Annotated in this window: 15 protein-coding genes; 4 read left to right on the forward strand and 11 right to left on the reverse strand. The window is 37.2% G+C overall.

Annotation, left to right across the window (positions count from 1 at the left end):
• Positions 1-8: 8 nt before the first annotated feature.
• The 11 genes from pdxS to dnaA all read right to left on the reverse strand — a co-directional run bounded on the left by pdxS (position 9) and on the right by dnaA (position 15,041).
• Positions 9-893 (reverse strand): pyridoxal 5'-phosphate synthase lyase subunit PdxS, encoded by an 885-nt coding sequence (pdxS, locus tag BM000_RS10315; protein ID WP_091497769.1) that lies wholly within the window; start codon positions 891-893, stop codon positions 9-11.
• Between the two features lie 273 nt (positions 894-1,166).
• Complete coding sequence (locus tag BM000_RS10320) at positions 1,167-2,498, reverse strand: serine hydrolase (protein ID WP_245751632.1); 1,332 nt, start codon at positions 2,496-2,498, stop codon at positions 1,167-1,169.
• Positions 2,499-2,713: 215 nt separating this feature from the next.
• Positions 2,714-4,186: an IMP dehydrogenase gene (gene guaB / locus BM000_RS10325; RefSeq protein ID WP_091497772.1), complete on the reverse strand. Its 1,473-nt coding sequence runs from the start codon at positions 4,184-4,186 to the stop codon at positions 2,714-2,716.
• A 219-nt stretch (positions 4,187-4,405) separates the two neighbouring features.
• On the reverse strand, positions 4,406-5,512 hold the full coding sequence (locus tag BM000_RS10330; RefSeq protein ID WP_091497776.1) for an HD-GYP domain-containing protein: 1,107 nt from the start codon (positions 5,510-5,512) through the stop codon (positions 4,406-4,408).
• Between the two features lie 267 nt (positions 5,513-5,779).
• Positions 5,780-8,257: a DNA gyrase subunit A gene (gyrA, locus tag BM000_RS10335; protein WP_091497779.1), complete on the reverse strand. Its 2,478-nt coding sequence runs from the start codon at positions 8,255-8,257 to the stop codon at positions 5,780-5,782.
• 111 nt (positions 8,258-8,368) lie between these two features.
• Positions 8,369-10,291: a DNA topoisomerase (ATP-hydrolyzing) subunit B gene (gene gyrB / locus BM000_RS10340; protein ID WP_177178274.1), complete on the reverse strand. Its 1,923-nt coding sequence runs from the start codon at positions 10,289-10,291 to the stop codon at positions 8,369-8,371.
• Positions 10,292-10,423: 132 nt separating this feature from the next.
• Positions 10,424-10,711: an extracellular matrix regulator RemB gene (gene remB, locus BM000_RS10345; protein WP_091497784.1), complete on the reverse strand. Its 288-nt coding sequence runs from the start codon at positions 10,709-10,711 to the stop codon at positions 10,424-10,426.
• A gap of 3 nt (positions 10,712-10,714) precedes the next feature.
• Complete coding sequence (gene recF, locus BM000_RS10350; RefSeq protein WP_091497787.1) at positions 10,715-11,839, reverse strand: DNA replication/repair protein RecF; 1,125 nt, start codon at positions 11,837-11,839, stop codon at positions 10,715-10,717.
• A 90-nt stretch (positions 11,840-11,929) separates the two neighbouring features.
• Positions 11,930-12,151 carry an RNA-binding S4 domain-containing protein gene (locus tag BM000_RS10355; RefSeq protein WP_091497789.1) on the reverse strand — a complete coding sequence of 74 codons (222 nt, stop codon included), beginning with the start codon at positions 12,149-12,151 and terminating at the stop codon, positions 11,930-11,932.
• A gap of 213 nt (positions 12,152-12,364) precedes the next feature.
• A complete protein-coding gene (gene dnaN, locus BM000_RS10360) occupies positions 12,365-13,507 on the reverse strand; it encodes a DNA polymerase III subunit beta (RefSeq protein ID WP_091497793.1) in 1,143 nt (380 codons plus the stop codon).
• 178 nt (positions 13,508-13,685) lie between these two features.
• The gene (gene dnaA / locus BM000_RS10365) at positions 13,686-15,041 is read right to left on the reverse strand and encodes a chromosomal replication initiator protein DnaA (protein WP_091497796.1); all 1,356 of its coding nucleotides are present in this window, start codon (positions 15,039-15,041) and stop codon (positions 13,686-13,688) included.
• A 931-nt stretch (positions 15,042-15,972) separates the two neighbouring features.
• Here dnaA and rpmH point away from each other — a divergent pair.
• From rpmH to jag, 4 genes are all read left to right on the forward strand, one after another.
• On the forward strand, positions 15,973-16,107 hold the full coding sequence (gene rpmH / locus BM000_RS10370; protein WP_091497798.1) for a 50S ribosomal protein L34: 135 nt from the start codon (positions 15,973-15,975) through the stop codon (positions 16,105-16,107).
• A gap of 76 nt (positions 16,108-16,183) precedes the next feature.
• A complete protein-coding gene (rnpA, locus tag BM000_RS10375; RefSeq protein WP_091497801.1) occupies positions 16,184-16,522 on the forward strand; it encodes a ribonuclease P protein component in 339 nt (112 codons plus the stop codon).
• A gap of 108 nt (positions 16,523-16,630) precedes the next feature.
• Positions 16,631-17,404 (forward strand): YidC family membrane integrase SpoIIIJ, encoded by a 774-nt coding sequence (gene spoIIIJ, locus BM000_RS10380; RefSeq protein WP_091497803.1) that lies wholly within the window; start codon positions 16,631-16,633, stop codon positions 17,402-17,404.
• A 2-nt stretch (positions 17,405-17,406) separates the two neighbouring features.
• Positions 17,407-18,024, forward strand: a complete 618-nt coding sequence (gene jag / locus BM000_RS10385; RefSeq protein ID WP_091497806.1) for an RNA-binding cell elongation regulator Jag/EloR — start codon at positions 17,407-17,409, stop codon at positions 18,022-18,024.
• The last annotated feature ends 201 nt before the right edge of the window (positions 18,025-18,225 follow it).

Here is an 18,225-nt window from a genome sequence, read left to right on the forward strand (position 1 = left end):
TATTTTTTTTACCAACCACGATCCTGCATCCGGTTTTCTGGTGCGATGGTACTAATCTCAAGACCTTTCATTGCTGTACCAAGTCCCTTTGAAACATTAGCAATTAATTCATAATTGTCAAAATGCGTTGTTGCTTCAACAATTGCTTTAGCAAATTTCTCAGGATGGTCGGACTTAAAGATACCTGATCCAACAAAGACACCATCCGCACCAAGCTCCATCATCAGGGCTGCATCTGCTGGAGTGGCAACGCCACCCGCTGCAAAGTTGACAACTGGTAGACGACCATTTTCTTTAATTGCTAACAATACTTCATATGGTGCACCAAGCTCTTTAGCAAAGGTCATAATCTCATCAACTGACATATGGATTAGCTTGCGTACTTGCGCATTAACCTCACGCATATGACGAACCGCTTCAACAATGTTTCCTGTACCCGGTTCACCCTTTGTCCGAAGCATTGAGGTACCTTCACCAATACGACGAGCAGCTTCACCAAGATCACGGCAACCACATACAAAAGGAACCGTATAATCTTTTTTGTTTAAATGGAAAATCTCATCAGCTGGCGTTAGCACTTCACTTTCATCAATATAGTCAACACCCATCGCTTCTAACACACGTGCTTCAACAATATGACCAATTCTCGCTTTTGCCATTACAGGAATAGTAACAGCCTGCATAACCTCTTCAACAATAGTAGGATCAGCCATACGTGCTACACCACCTGCTGCTCGGATATCAGAAGGAACACGCTCTAATGCCATAACAGCGACAGCACCAGCTTGCTCAGCAATTTTAGCCTGCTCAGCATTTACGACGTCCATAATAACGCCACCCTTTTGCATTTCTGCCATACCACGTTTAACTCGATCAGTCCCTAAAACAGTCATTTGTATAAATCCCCCTTAAAATGATTACCTAGTCAATACTGCATGTCGTTTTGAATTAGCTACATTTTATCCTAACCATAATACTTGTACAAGCACTATTTTAATTCTTGTATGATAAAACAGATTCGAAAAGTAGGTTTTAAAGTTGAGCGTTCTTGATAACGCACTTAGTAAACCGACAAACTGCTTAATTCTCATTATTCAGTCTTTATCAAGCTATCTTATTGTATCAAAAAGACTTGAGAGATTTGATACCCTCAAGCCTTTTTTAGATTAAAACCAGCCAGTTACTGTATCGACAACTGTTGTGAAAATATTACTAAAGAAGTCACCAACAGCACCCATTGTTAGCATAAACCAATTGGCCTGCTCTACCTCACTTAAAGTAATAATGTCGACAGCAGGACCAGTGTTATCTTGATAGATATTTCCATAGTCTGCGTTCCCTTGATATACAAGGCGTGCTTGTCCAATCGTTTCACCTTGATCAAGCGGAGCAACTAACTCACCTGCGTCATTAAACTTATCCTCATCGTAAACGTATTCCACTGTATATGCTTCTTCTTCATCATGACGAACCATTGCGGATAAACCAGCAGCTAATTCGACATCAACCTGATCTTCTTTTCCTTTATTTACAGGTAAAGTCGACTCACCATCTAATTGATAGCCAGCTTCATACAGATCTATCTTACTAAATTCATTAAAGCCATAATCAAATAGCTTTTGGGTTTCATTAAATCGCGCACCATAGCTCTCTGTTCGCATAACAACGGTAATTAACCGTTGACCATTCCGCTCTGCAGTTCCAGTAAAGCAATAACCTGCTTCTTGCGTATAGCCTGTCTTTAACCCATCAACACCCTCGTAAAAATACGAAGAAAAATTATCATTATTCCACGGAAGCATCCAATTCAGGTTCTCCAATGGTTGACCATCTAATTGTGAACGAATTGTACTTGAGAATTCCAATACTTCTGGATAGTCATTTACTAAATGGTAAGCTAAAGTCGCTGCCGAACGGGCTGAGATTAAGTTATCAGCTTCCGGGTCTGTTCCCTCGGGGTAGTCATCACCTAGACTTGCATTTGTTAATCCTGTTGAATTGACAAATTCAAAATCGGTTAAGCCCAATGCTTCCCCTTTTTCATTCATCATTCGAACGAAATCTCCCTCGGAGCCCGCTACAAGTTCTGCTAGTGCGATGGTTGTTGCATTGTCAGAAATAATTGCCATACCTTCATACAATTCTCTAACTGTATAATCCTTATTCTGAATTAGACCTATACCAGAAAAAGCATTATTAGCTGAAATGCTATAAGGATAGTCACTTATTTGCGTTGTTGTATCCCAATCAATTTGACCTTCACTTATTGCTTCAAGTACTAAATATTCCGTCATCATCTTGGTCATACTGGCTGGTGGTAGCATCAAATCCGCGTTCTTTGCATACAAAATCTGTCCTGTTTCAGCATCAACCAAAATAGCCGACTCTGCCTCGATATCTATCGTTTGAGCATATAACGATCCCATACCCCCACTAAAGACTCCAAATACTAATAACGCAATTAGTAAACTTACTGTTGTTTTTTTTATAGCTTTCAACTGCTTGTACCTCCACTTATTTTGTTACACGTCATTATTCTAACATATTTGATTTTATTTCGACATCTACTTTTGCACTGTATTTTCTTCCAATAATAATATCTCCAGAAACATTCAGTGGTAGTCAAGGCAACATTATAGCAACTAACCAGTAATTAGCGGCTTTCAACTTTTTAAAAAAATAAGGCAAGCTAATCTGATAGCTTGCCTTATCTTTATTGGACAGAATAATTTGGCGCTTCTTTCGTAATCTGGACATCATGCGGATGTGACTCTCTTAATCCGGCTCCCGTCATTCTAATGAACTGAGCATCCTGACGAAAACGTTCAATACTTTCAGCACCACAATAGCCCATACCAGCCCGTAAGCCACCTAGCAATTGATGGACAGTGTCTGATAGCGGTCCTTTATAGGCAACACGTCCCTCTATCCCTTCTGGCACAAGCTTTTTCGTGTCATCTGTATCTTGGAAGTATCGATCCTTAGAGCCTGATTTCATTGCAGAAACAGAGCCCATACCACGATAAACCTTGTAACGTCTGCCTTGGAAAATTTCCGTTTCTCCTGGACTTTCGCTTACACCAGCAAACAAACTACCAAGCATAACTGCCTTAGCACCTGCTGCAATTGCTTTTGCAATATCGCCAGAGTATTTAATGCCACCATCTGCAATGACAGGGACACCATATTGATCTGCTGCTTGAGCACAATCATTAACAGCTGTAATTTGTGGAACGCCGACTCCAGCAACAACACGCGTTGTACAAATAGAGCCTGGTCCAATGCCCACTTTTATAATGGAGGCACCCGCTTCAATCAATTCTTTCGTTGCCTCTGCTGTCGCTACGTTCCCAGCAATAATTGGCAGCTTAGGATACATATCGCGTACGCGTTGGACTTGTTCAATAACACCTCGCGAATGGCCATGTGCTGTATCAATAACGAGAACATCAATCCCTGCCTCAACAAGCTTTTCTACTCGTGTTAACGAATCTGCTGTTACACCAACTGCTGCGCCACAAAGTAACCGTCCTTGACTATCTTTAGCTGAATGGGGGAATTCAATAACCTTTTCAATATCTTTAATTGTGATTAATCCCTTTAGTACCCCTTTTTCATCAATTAGCGGCAATTTTTCAATGCGATGCTTCTGCAATATTTTACTTGCCTCTTTTAACGTTGTTCCTACAGGAGCAGTGACTAGATTCTCACTTGTCATAACTTCAAAGATTTTGATCGAGTAATCCTCAATAAAACGCAAATCTCGGTTAGTCAGAATACCAACTAAAACTTGATCTTCTTTGTTGTTAACAATCGGAACACCAGATATTCGAAACTTACCCATCAAATGCTCGGCATCGAATACTTGGTTTTCAGGGGTAAGAAAGAAAGGATTGGTAATAACCCCACTCTCAGATCGTTTAACACGATCAACATGCTCAGCTTGATCTTCTATTGCCATATTTTTATGGATAATTCCTAAACCGCCCTGCCTAGCCATCGCGATCGCCAGCTCAGCTTCTGTCACAGTATCCATTCCAGCACTTATAAGTGGAATATTCAAATTAAGTGTGTCAGTTAACGCTGTTTTAATTGATACATCTCTTGGCAATACCTCCGATTTGGCTGGAACTAGCAAAACATCATCAAAAGTTAATCCTTCCTTTACAAACTTGTCCTCCCTCATGTTACTCCTCCTTATTGTTATCTATCTACTCGGTTATTCATGCATTTCTAATCTTATTGTTATTTACAATACGACAACGTACAGTGTTTTTCAACCTTTTTTCAATAGAAGAAGCTAAGTGAATTAAATTTAGAAAAATCTGAATTTATCAAAAAATAAGTCTGCACCATTTAAATAATTATTAAATTATCTAAATGTGGCTCAGTTTTAAAGTTTCTATTAATCTTCTACCATGGCTAAATACGCAAGATCATGTAAATTATTCTCATTAATAACTAGCATTTCATCTGTAGCGTCTAGATAAATTTCTATTGACCATTCTTTTCGCATGTTAATTTGTTTGATAATTCCTATTTGTCCATTAGTTAAATAGGCGGATTTTCCACTTAGTCGTTTCTCGAACACATCAACAAACGCTGCGAAATATTGCTGATCAATTTGCTTATCTACTAGCTGTTGCATATCTGATAAAGCTAAAAAAACAGGTGGTTTTCCTTGATTATAACGGTCAAAACTAAGAATAAAATAGCTAATTGCTATGCTTAATATTTTCGCATATGGATTAATTTTATTACCTGTTAAAGCTAACGGATAACCTCTTCCATCAATACGCTCATGGTGTTGGAGAATAGCTAGCTTCACATTATTGCTTAAAGATGATTTTTTTTCTACATATCGATAAGAGAGAACGGGATGTTTTTTCATGTTAACCATTTCTATTTGAGATAAGTGCTTTCGTTTACTAAGCAATGAATCTGTCAGCTTAGCCATCCCAGCATCAGCTAACAGCGCTGCAAGACTAACCTGAATCCAATCATTATTAAAACCGGCGTACTTTGCTAACATACCACTTAGTAAGCTGGTCGCTACACTTTGATGAAAGAAATAGTCCTCTTCAGAAGCTTGTTCAGCTAACATGAAGATAGCTACATGATTATGCTCAATTTGCTCAAGCAATGGGACAATTAGCTGTCTCAATTCATGAATATCAATTTGTTCACCGCTCTGCCACCGTTTAAACATTTGTTGATAGCAGGTTACGGTCTCCAGATAGAAAGATTTAAATGTTTTGATGTAATTCTCTTGAGCAACAATTGATTGTGATGCTTCCTTTTTACTTCGTTTTTTTGGAGAAAATGGGTTACCATTAGCTAATATCGGTTCTACTTCTACGTTATCTATTAAAAAACGCTTTAATACATCAATGTGTACCTCTTGCACAACAGTTTGACTAGCTATAATTGGTTGATTCGATTTACCATAAACATCTGCACTAATTATGCAGTTTGGAACTAATTGACTTGGATGGACAATCAGTTTAATCACCTACTTTGACTTTTGGTAGAGTTTAATTAAGACGAGAAATTACAAATTTTTTTTACAATTATTGTTTGCAATGAGTAAGTAGATGATCTCTTTTGTAGTTTATGTAGTAAAATCTTTGTCTAAGGTGAAGGAATAACATCTACTTAGTGGCAGGGACAAAGCGAATTACTTGTGAAAGTATCTGTTTCAACTCTTTAATTATAGATGATGAAGCTAAGAAACCGAAGACTGCTGCTAACAATTAGCTATGCGCCTTCGGTTCAATAATTATGCTTCTTCGTTAGGTAATTCTTCTTCTAACTCGGATTCATCCTCTTTTTGTTCAATTCTTGCAACAGTTGCAACTTTTTCCTCTTCCTGTAAACGAATTAAGCGAACCCCTTGCGTATTTCGGCCTGTTTGAGAAATTGAATTAACTGGCATGCGAATTAATACGCCTGAAACAGTAATAATCATCAGATCCTCGTCTCCATTTACTGCTTTCACAGCAACAACATTACCGGTCTTTTCCGTAATATTACAGGTTGATACACCTTTACCACCACGATTAATAATGCGATATTCCTCAGCTGCGGTCTGCTTACCATAGCCATTTTCGGTTACGTTTAAAACATAATCGTTATCTTCAAGAATTTCCATTGAGACAACTTCATCATCTTCTCGTAATGAAATACCTTTAACGCCTGCAGCAGTTCGACCCATTGAGCGAATCTGTGCTTCATCAAAGCGAATTAACGAACCTTTCCTTGTTGCAATCATAATGTCTTTTGTCCCATCAGTTAATCGGACGGAAATGAGTTCATCATCTTCTCGGAGATTTAGCGCAATTAGGCCACCTCTTCTAATATTCGCAAATTGACTAAGCTGAGTTCTTTTGGAAATACCGAATTTAGTCGTAAAGAACAGATAAGAATTATCATCAAATTCGTGGACAGTGATAACAGCATTAATCCACTCACCTTGCTCAATTTCAAGTAAATTGATAATTGGTAAACCTTTAGCTGTCCGACTGAATTCTGGAATCTCATAGCCCTTTAGGCGATATACCTTGCCTTTATTCGAGAAAAAGAGTACCGTATCATGAGTCGATGTTGAAACAAGGTGCTCGACAAAATCATCCTCATTTGTATCCATACCTTGTACCCCTCTGCCGCCTCGTCTTTGCGTACGATAGGTTGATGATGGTAGCCGCTTGATGTAACCGCGGTGTGTTAAGGTAATAACAATATCCTCTTCTGGAATTAAATCTTCATCCTCGAAAAAGTCAACACCACCAGAAACAATTTCGGTTCGACGTGTATCATTGAAACGAGCCTTAATTTCTGTTAATTCCTCACGAATGATCTCTAATACCTTTTCTTCATTTGCTAAAATAGCTTTTAGCTCAGCGATTAAGGTAAGTAATTCATTGTACTCTGCTTCAATTTTCTCACGTTCTAATCCTGTTAATCGTTGTAAACGCATATCCAAAATAGCCTGTGCTTGTTTTTCAGATAATTGATAGTTTGACATTAAAGCAGTTCGAGCTTCATCCGCCGTTTTTGATGCTCTAATTAGACTAATAATGGCATCAATGTGATCTAGGGCAATGCGAAGACCTTCCAAGATATGTGCACGGGCTTCAGCTTTCTCTAGTTCATATGCAGTCCGCCGTCTAATAATTTCTTTTTGGTGCGCTAAGTAATGAACGAGTGCTTGCTTTAAGGTTAATACCTTTGGCTGGCCATCAACTAAAGCAAGCATGTTAATCCCAAATGATGTCTGTAAAGACGTTTGCTTATACAAATTATTAAGTAAAACATTCGGATTAGCATCACGACGTAGCTCAATAACGATGCGCATACCATTTCGATCTGATTCATCACGTAAATCAGTAATCCCCTCAATTTTCTTATCACGAGCTAACTCGGCTATCTTCTCGATCAGCTTTGCCTTGTTAACTTGATAAGGTAACTCAGAAACAATAATCCTTGTTTTTCCACTTTTCTGTTCTTCAATTTTTGCTTTCGCACGGATGGTTATTGAGCCTTTCCCAGTTTCAAAAGCTTTTCGAATCCCAGATCGGCCAAGAATCATTGCCCCGGTAGGGAAATCAGGACCATAAATATAATTTTCCATTAGTTCATCGACTGTGATGTCAGGATTCTCACTTACTGCCAATACTGCATCAATCGTCTCACCTAACTGATGTGGTGGAATATTCGTGGCCATCCCTACAGCAATACCAGAAGCACCGTTTACTAATAGATTCGGGAAACGAGCAGGTAACACTCTTGGCTCACGCTCAGATCCGTCATAGTTATCCATGTAATCAATGGTGTTTTTATTAATATCGCGTAATAATTCCATCGCAATCTTTGACATTCTTGCTTCGGTATAACGCATCGCAGCAGCTGGGTCACCATCGACCGAACCGAAGTTACCATGGCCATCGACTAGCATATTACGATAGCTAAAATCCTGTGCCATTCTGACCATTGCTTCATAAACAGCAGAATCACCGTGTGGGTGATACTTACCAATCACATCGCCAACAATACGTGCTGACTTTTTGTAAGCCTTATCTGCGTGCATGCCTAAATCATTCATCGCATATAATATCCGCCGATGGACAGGCTTAAGACCATCACGCACATCTGGTAATGCCCGTGAAACGATAACGCTCATTGCGTAATCTAAAAATGACGTACGCATTTCTTTGCCAATATTTATTTCTTGAACTTGTGGACGTTGATTATCCGCCATTCCATTACCTCCTATCCTACTGAGGACATTAGTAAAGCTTACGTTGGCAAGCCTTACACTTCTTTATCTCGCTTTGGCGTAACTCCAATATGTTTAAATCTAGCTCTATCGTTAAATATCTAAGTTCTTTACATATACGGCATTATCTTGAATAAAGTTGCGACGTGGCTCTACTTTATCGCCCATCAGCATGTCAAAGATTTGATCTGCTTCAATAGCATCATCAAGATTAACCTGTAATAGCGTCCGATTTTCTGGATCCATGGTTGTCTCCCAGAGCTGGTCCGCATTCATTTCCCCTAAACCTTTATAGCGCTGCAGACCTGGCTTTGGTTGTTTTGGTAGTTCACTAACAATTCGTTCCATTTCTTTATCATTATATGCGTAATAAGCTGCTTTTCCTTGTTGTACTTTATAAAGCGGTGGTTGGGCAATATAGATATACCCATGATCAATTAATGGTCGCATATAACGGTAGAAGAAGGTTAACAGCAATGTTCTAATATGAGCACCATCAACGTCGGCATCCGTCATAATGACAATTTTATGATACCTTGCTTTAGTAATATCAAAGTCCTCAGCAATTCCTGTCCCCATCGCCGTTACCATTGAACGAATCTCATTGTTTGATAAAATTTTATCAAGTCGCGCCTTCTCGACGTTTAGAATTTTACCACGCAGTGGCAAAATAGCTTGAAAATGTCGATCCCGACCTTGTTTAGCTGACCCACCAGCTGAATCACCCTCAACAATGTACAGCTCACTTAAGGACGCATCACGAGAAGAGCAATCTGCTAGTTTACCTGGTAAATTGGAAATTTCAAACGCACCTTTTCTCCGTGTCAGCTCACGTGCTTTCTTAGCTGCAAGACGTGCGCGTGAAGCCATCAGGCCCTTTTCTACAATAACTTTCGCAATATTTGGATTCTCAAAAAGAAACTTTGAAAATAGTTCACTAAATGATGCATCAGTAATTGTTCTTGCCTCACTATTACCAAGCTTTGTTTTCGTTTGTCCTTCAAATTGTGGGTCGGGGTGCTTAATTGAAATAATTGCTGTTAACCCTTCACGTACATCATCACCTGTTAAATTTGGATCAGCATCCTTGAATAGATTGTTTTTCCGGGCATAATCATTAATAACACGTGTCAAGCCTGTCTTAAAGCCAGATTCATGCATTCCACCCTCATAGGTATGAATATTGTTAGCAAACGAATAAATATTACTAGAGAAGCCATCATTATATTGAATGGCAACCTCTACTGTAATTCCTTGCTCTTCCTTTTCTGCATAGAAAGGGGTATGAAGAACTTCTTTTGATTTATTTAAATGCTCGACATAGGATTTAATACCCCCTTCATAATGAAAGGTATCATCTTTTTCTTGCCCAGGTCGCTTATCTGCTATCGTTACTTTTAATCCTTTATTTAAGAAAGCTAACTCACGTAGTCGATGTGATAATGTTTCATAGCTATATACCGTTGTTTCATCGAAAATTTCAGGATCAGGTAAAAAATGCGTACGCGTACCTGTAACATCTGTTTCACCAATAACTTCAAGCTCTTTCGTTGGAATACCACGCTTGAAATTCAAGTGATAAATTTGACCATCACGGTGGACGTAAACGTCTAAGTTCGTTGACAAAGCATTAACAACCGAAGCACCTACACCATGGAGACCACCAGAAACTTTATAGCCGCCACCGCCAAATTTACCACCAGCATGAAGCACTGTCATAATAACCTCAACAGCTGGTCGGCCCGTTTTTTCATGAATACCAACAGGGATTCCTCGCCCGTTATCGATAACAGTTATACTGTTATCTGCTTCAATCGCAACTTGAATGTGATCACAATAATCAGCCAAGGCTTCATCAATACTATTATCAACAATTTCCCAAACAAGATGATGAAGTCCACGCTCACTCGTGGAACCAATATACATTCCTGGACGCTTACGAACAGCTTCAAGACCTTCTAATACTTGTATTTGATTCTCATCATATTGATGTTCATTTAAATTATTTTCTTCCATTGCCAATTGGTTCACCTACACTTCTTGTTAAAACATCATGTTCACATAATGTTTTTTGTTATCTATATAAAAAATCGGAATCGATTTGATTAGTTATAATATTGGTTTTTCCATTGTAATATAGAGCTATTATTAGTCAAACATATCACTATCAGTATAGTCATCTAAATTACTAATTGTTGAAATCATGCTTGCTCTTTTTTTGAGGGTCATGATGGAAAGTGGACTATAATAAACAGATTCTGTTGTAATAATGATCGATTTCGTGACATCTCCATCTAGTTCAAGTGATTCTTCTTGTTCTTCAATAAATTCAATCATTTCTTCGTTAATAGATGAAGATTCTACGTACTGTTGATCAATCATCGCAATAATCTCTTCCGAACGGATAACTTGATCATCACCAATATGAATAAACATGGCTTACCCTCTTCTCTGTTGCGTTATCGTACCGTTCTCTACATAAAAAAGCTCTGCCTGTTCAATCGTTTCATGCTTAATGTCACTAACACTTGTGGTGGAAATAAACGTTTGAACCTTTCCTTGAATCGTATTGAGCAGATGCGATTGGCGATGCTGATCCAATTCACTTAACACGTCATCTAATAACAGAACTGGATATTCACCGACCTCCGCTTTAATTAATTCAATTTCAGCTAGTTTAAGCGAAAGTGCAGTTGTCCTTTGTTGCCCTTGTGAGCCGAATGTTTGGACATTTCTATTATTCACATAAAAAAGCAAATCATCGCGGTGGGGCCCAAATAAAGTTGTGCCACGTTCAATTTCTTTTCTCTGATTTTGAGAAAAAGTGGTTTCATAGATATGCTTTATTTTTTCCTTATTATAACTTTCTAATACGTCAATTGTTGTATCATAGTTAATTGTTAGGCTTTCTTTGTGTTGACTTATTCCTTGATGAATTGGGGCTGCCCATTGACGTAATAGTTCTAAAAACGAAAATCGCTTTTCGATGATGATGCTAGCATGCTCAATTAATTGTTCTGTTAGCACACTTAGTAAAGTAAGGTCGTGCTGCTTCTTTCGTTGTAACTCCTTTAGTAGATGATTACGCTGTTTTAATATCTTTTGATATTGACCGAGATGATAGATATAAACTGGCTTTATTTGACCAATTTCCATGTCAATAAAGCGTCTTCGCATTTGTGGACTACCTTTGACTAGATTTAAGTCTTCTGGCGCAAACATGACGAGATTCAGTGCCCCTATGTAATCACTTAATCTTCTTTGTTCAAGGTGGTTCAGCTTTGCCTTTTTTCCCTTTGCAGAAAACTGCATCTCAAGAGGAACCTGATAATGCTTTTTTAAAACCGTACCTTCTATTTTAGCATAACTTTGCTCCCATTGGATAAGCTCTTTATCTTTTGATGTCCGATAGGATTTAGAAAAGCCTAATACATAAATAGCCTCCATTAGGTTAGTCTTTCCTTGCGCATTTTCACCAATAATCACGTTAATGCGGTCATCAAATGTTAATGCTAATTCATGATAATTACGATAATGCTGTAACTTTATATTTTTAATATACATGCTTAATATGCCTACCTTTTTTAAAGAAACGTGCTTGGCATATTTGTTAAGCCAACGCAAGTAAGTATTGTAATTTTATCGTAATATCCTTTAGCTTGACGGTGCGATAATTTTAAAGCTACCGATACCTTCAATCTCTATTATATCATTAGAATACAGCTTTCGCCCTCTGCGTTGGTCTTGCTCACCATTAATATTCACAGGATACGTGGCTAAAAAATGCTTAACTAAACCGCCTGATTCTACCACGTTAGCTAGTTTTAATAACTGACCTAACTGAATATATATTGTTGAAATTTCAATTTCTTCCATTTCCATATAGCCCCCATCTGTTTATTTATCCGTAACTTAAGTTTCTACTATCTATTTTACTAAAGTTTGCAGATTTAGCAAAGTGTCCTCAGCATCATTCAGTTGATTTATTATTAGTTAGTCTTATTAGTAGTCATTTATTACGTTACTAATAAAAAAGAGCTGTTCAAACTTTTTTTACAAAAGAAGTTTGAACAGCTCCTTAAATGACAATTAAAATGTTCTTACTGGTGTGATTAATTGTAATATTTGTTCATTTTCAGCTGGTTTAATGATAAATGGTCGCATAGCCCCTGTAAAATTAATTCTAACATAATCCTCTTGAATAATTTTCAAAGCATCCATCATGTATTTTGCACTAAAGGAAATCTTTAATTCTTCTCCATCGATTTGTTCTGTGATCACTTCTTCAGTAACCTGGCCAACCTCTGGTGTATTACTGCTAATCTCTAATACATTGTTTGCTTTTGTTTCAAGTTTAACAACATTATTACGATTTTCCTTTGCTAATAGTGAAGCTCGATCAATTGCCTGCAGCAATGATTTTGTTTTAGTTAAGACTTCTGTTTTACTTTGGTCAGGAATAAGGCGAGAAGTCTCTGGGTAATTTCCATCTAGTAATCGTGATAAAAAGTTTAAATGTTCCGTTTGAAAGAGAATTTGATTTTCAGTAACACTAATTGAAATTGAATTTTCATTATCCTCAATAATTTTATTTAACTCAACCAGTGTTTTACCAGGAATAACAATATTATTAAACGATAAATTCAGATAATCGTCTGGCAATTGGACAGTAACAGTGGCTAATCGATGGCTATCTGTCGCTACTAGGTTTAGTTCAGCATTATTAATTTGCATATTAACACCGGTAAGAATAGGTCTTGTTTCGACTGTTGAGACTGCGAAAACAGTTTGACGAATGAGATCCTTTAATAAATCATTTTTCAAGTCAAAGCTATTCTCGGTCCGTAATACAGGGAGCTGTGGATATTCAGCTGCATCTTGACCATTCAAGTGAAATTCCGATCCACCCGAAAGAATTGTCATTTGAAACTGATCATCAGTTTTTATTTCAACAGTATTTAACGGAAGCTTGCGAATAATATCAGGAAAGTACTTCGCTTGAACGACAATGCTGCCTTGTTCAATCTCCTCAATATTGATAATACCGTCTTCCTCTTTAGGAATAAATGATTCAATTGAGATATCAGAATCACTACCTGTCAATTTAATCCCGCTAGAGTTAGCTTCAATTTTAATCCCGGTTAAGATTGGAATAGTTACTCTTGATGAGATGGCTTTCATAACATGCTGAATGCTTTCAATTAGTAAATCGCGTTGGATAACAAATTTCATAATAAATCCTCCTAAAGGAAGTATAATTATTTATTTTTTTAATAAAAAAATAGTAGTAATAGTAATAGGGCCTGTGATTATGTGGATAACTAGAAAATGAACTAGTTTTAATAAGGTTATCCACTTGTGGGTAATTTGTTAGTAAGCTAGTTTGGTTATTAACAATATCCACAGTCAGTTAAAAGCTCTTTAATTGTTCCTTAATATCTTCTAGCTCTCTATTAAGCTGCTGATCTACACTAACAAGCTTGGAGATTTTTTCATGAGCATGAATAACAGTGGTATGATCACGCCCACCAAATTCTTCGCCGATCTTTGGCAGTGAAAAATCGGTTAGCTCTCGTGATAAATACATGGCAATTTGTCTCGGGAATGCAACAGATTTCGTTCGCTTCTTAGCAGCAAATTCTTCTAGCTTTATGTTGTATCTTTCTGCTATTATTTCTTGAATACCTGCTATCGTAATCATTTTAGGACGTGTGCTCGGAATAATATCTTTTAAAGCCTCTGCTGCTAGAGCTGCATCAATGTCTTGATTAATAAGCGATGAGTAAGCAACAACACGAATTAGTGCCCCCTCAAGCTCTCGAATATTCGTATCAATTTGATTAGCAATGTAAAGCATTACCTCATTAGGAATTTCTAATCCTTCAGCCTTTGCCTTTTTCCTTAAAATCGCAATTCTTGTTTCTAAATCAGGTGGTGTAATATCGGTAATTAAGCCCCACTCAAAGCGTGAACGTAAGCGATCCTCAAGTGTTGGGATTTCCTTAGGTGGACGATCACTCGAAATAATAATTTGTTTACTTTCTTCATGCAATGTATTAAAGGTATGGAAAAACTCTTCTTGCGTTTGTTCTTTTCCAGCTAAAAATTGAATATCATCAATTAATAAGACATCAACATTGCGGTATTTGCTCCTAAAATTCTCTGCTTTATTGTCACGAATAGAGTTGATAAATTCATTAGTAAATTTTTCTGATGATAAATAAACAACCTTAGCTGAGGGGTTGTGATCTAAAACATAATGTCCAATTGCGTGCATAAGGTGTGTTTTACCAAGACCTACACCACCGTAAATAAACAAAGGGTTATAGGCTTTAGCTGGCGCTTCTGCTACTGCAAGAGAAGCTGCATGAGCAAAGCGATTACCTGATCCAATAACAAAAGTGTTAAATGTATACTTATCATTTAGCATCGTTTTTGAGTGATCATTCTGATCAAGAGCATTATGCTTTGGTACTTTAGCCGTTTGATTACTAGCTTGATCGTTCGTCTCGCTTTCATCTTCGGGAATAATAAATTTGGTTTTTAACTTTGCACCAGTCACTTCAAAGATGGCTTCTGAGATTAAATTAGTGTATCGATTTTCCAACCAATCCCGGGCAAATTCATTAGGTGCTGAGATAATTAAAGTATCTTCAGTAATACTGTTAGCATTTGTGTTTTTTAGCCAGGTATCAAAGCTAGGCTTACTAACTTTCTCTTTAATGGCTAATAAGGTACTCGCCCATAACTCTTCTATATTTTCCAACGATAAGCCCCTTTCTAAATCATGATAAACGTTGTTAAATATGTATCATTCCCGACTTTAAAAAACCTCTCGGGAATCTATTTACTGATCTAATAGATCGAAAGGTTTCTATTATTAGGAGATGTGGATAATTAATTTCTATTATATCATGGTTTATCCTGTTAAACGCAATTATTCACAGAGTTGTGGGTAAGTAAGTCTACAGACTTGTGAATAAATGTCCACAGTTTATCCACTGGTTGTGGATAGTAAAATTTAGAATTGCCGTTTTGATTCAGTTAAACACAGTAATAATACCAAAAAAAAGGGATAAAAGCAAGGAGATTCGACACTTATCCACATAACATGTCAGCTGTTTATTAAATTCGTCCACAGGTTGTGGAATTGTGATTTATTTGTCGATAAATGATGTGGATATTTTTTTCGCTACTAAAATTGTTAAACATGGCCTGTGGACAACTCATAATGGAGCTTGAGTTTACATGATTTGGTTTTGTTACTCTAGAATTACGTCGAAACTTAAAACGTAAAATAATGTGGTAGTTAAGATAATTACTCAACTTTGACACACTGACAAAAGGTAATAAGTCTCAATTGTGTTTGGAGAAGTCGGTAGGCAATACCCGTGTTGACTTTCTTATCCGTTTGGCGTGCTATGTCGTTCCGAAACGGAAGAGATTAGCTTTCCACGGTGCTGATTTAAGCCATCTTGGCTGATTGTTACTATCTAGATGCAGAAGTTGACTAATTTAGATTAAAGTGAATATCAATTTTCGACTAATGTGTTTGCAAATGCAAAATTTACAGAACAGATTAAGATTAGCTAAATGTTTTCTTGATTTACTGTTGACAGTGCTAAAGGAAATTACGTATAATGTATGGGACTGTCTAATAGTTGATTTTTTTATTCCTCAGGGAGGTGTACTATATAATGAAACGCACATTTCAACCAAATAATCGTAAACGTAAAAAGGTTCACGGATTCCGTGCCCGTATGAGCACAAAAAATGGACGACATGTACTAGCGCGTCGTCGTAAAAAAGGTAGAAAAGTATTATCTGCATAGGCCACTGACACATTATCAGTGGTCTTTTTTCCACTTAGATTGAAAAAGGGTTATTTTTTTTTGGAGGTCAACGTACATGAAGAAGGCTTATCGTTTAAAATCAAATGATGAATTCCAGCTGGTTTTTAAACAAGGAAAATCATTTGCTAATCGTCAACTCGTATTGTACTATCTACCAAAAAAAGATCAGAGCCATTTTCGTTTTGGCTTGTCTGTTTCCAAGAAAGTTGGTAATGCAGTGGTAAGAAACCGGATAAAGCGTTATCTTAGACAAGCACTTTTAGAAATGAATGATAAAATTGTGCATTCTTATGATTATGTGATTATTGCTAGAATGCCAACTAAAGATATTGATTTTCATCAAATGAAGAAAAGTTTAACTCACGTCTTATTTAAATCCCATTTACTTAAATGACGTTTAAGTTTCTGAGAGTACTGTCATTCTAGTATTCGCACTACTTTAATGGTAAAATAAATGTTGAGTTTTACATAGAGTATTGAATGTATGTTAAGGAGGAAAATCATGCGCAAGAAGGTCTTATTGTTAGCGGCCTTAATTGGTTTAGTAGTGGTGCTGGCAGGCTGTGGTGATATTAACGAGACAATTACTCCAGAAAGTACTGGTATCTGGAATTCGTACTTTGTCTATCCATTATCTTGGGTTATTATCACAGTTTCTAATTTCTTTGGTGGAAACTTTGGTATAGCAATTATTTTAGTGACATTAGTCATTCGACTAATCTTGGTACCGTTAAATGTTAAACAATTAAAAAGTTCAAAATCTATGCAAGATATTCAACCAGAATTACAAGGTTTAAGAGAGAAATATAGTTCAAAGGATGCTCAAACGCAGCAAAAGCTGCAGCAGGAAACAATGGAGTTGTTTAAAAAGCACAAGGTCAATCCAGCTGCTGGTTGTTTACCGGTATTTGTGCAAATGCCGATAATGATTGGTTTATATCATGCAATAATGAGAACACCAGGATTACAAGATGGAAGCTTTCTTTGGTTTGAGTTGTCTCAACCAGATCCGTACTATATCCTACCAATTATAGCTGCTGGAGCAACATTCCTACAGCAAAAGCTTACTATGGCAGGAACTAATGCAACACAAAATGCTGGTAATCCACAAATGACAATGATGCTGTACATGATGCCAGTTATGATTGGTGTTATGTCAATGTTCTTTGCATCAGCATTATCACTCTATTGGGTAGTCGGTAATGTGTTCATGGTTGTACAAACGATTTTTATTAGAAAACCATTTAAATTCCAGCAACCAGCGGGAGGAAAATAAAGGTGAAACAGGTTACTGCTTCTGGACAAACAGTCAAAGATGCGGTCCAATCGGCACTTGAGCAGCTTAACACGACGGAGGACCAAGTCAATATTGAAGTCATTGATGAAGGTAAAAAAGGCATGTTTGGTTTATTTGGTGCAAAACGCGCCATTGTAAAAGTTACGATTAAAGTAGATCCGGTTAATCAGGCAACACTTTATTTAAAAGAAGTTGCCCGCTTTTTTTCCGAAGATGTTGCAGTACGCGTGAAAAGAGATGGGAAGCATATTTACTTTGATTTATCTGGTGAAAAAATTGCCATGATTATTGGCAAAAGGGGTCAAACGCTTAACGCGTTACAACATTTAGTTCGGGTTATGTTAAATCGTGGATCACAGGAACGCTTCCGAGTAACCGTTGATGCAGAAGGTTATCGTGATCGCAGGCAACAGACTCTCGAACAGCTCGCTTCTCGTCTAGCTGATAAGGCGGTTAAAATAAAAAGAAATGTTACCTTGGAACCAATGCCATCATTTGAACGAAAGATTATCCATAGTGTTCTGCAAGATAATCAAAAGGTAGAGACAACCTCAGATGGAACCGAACCAAACCGCCATGTGGTAATTAAGCCGTTATAAAAATCAAGAAGCCCAGTTGGGCTTCTTTTTTTGTTTATATTGGTTTACTATAGAGCGGTTTCAGATTAATGCTAAAACACAAATTAAATAGTGCTGGGTTTGAACTGTGGATAAATGAAGCAGAAAGCTGTAAAGATAGTTTTCCACATGTGCATAACTATCTTTTCTTTTTTTCACTTGTATGGTATGCTAATCAGTTAG

Source organism: Amphibacillus marinus, from assembly GCF_900110345.1.
Taxonomy (GTDB): Bacteria; Bacillota; Bacilli; order Bacillales; family Amphibacillaceae; genus Amphibacillus_D; species Amphibacillus_D marinus.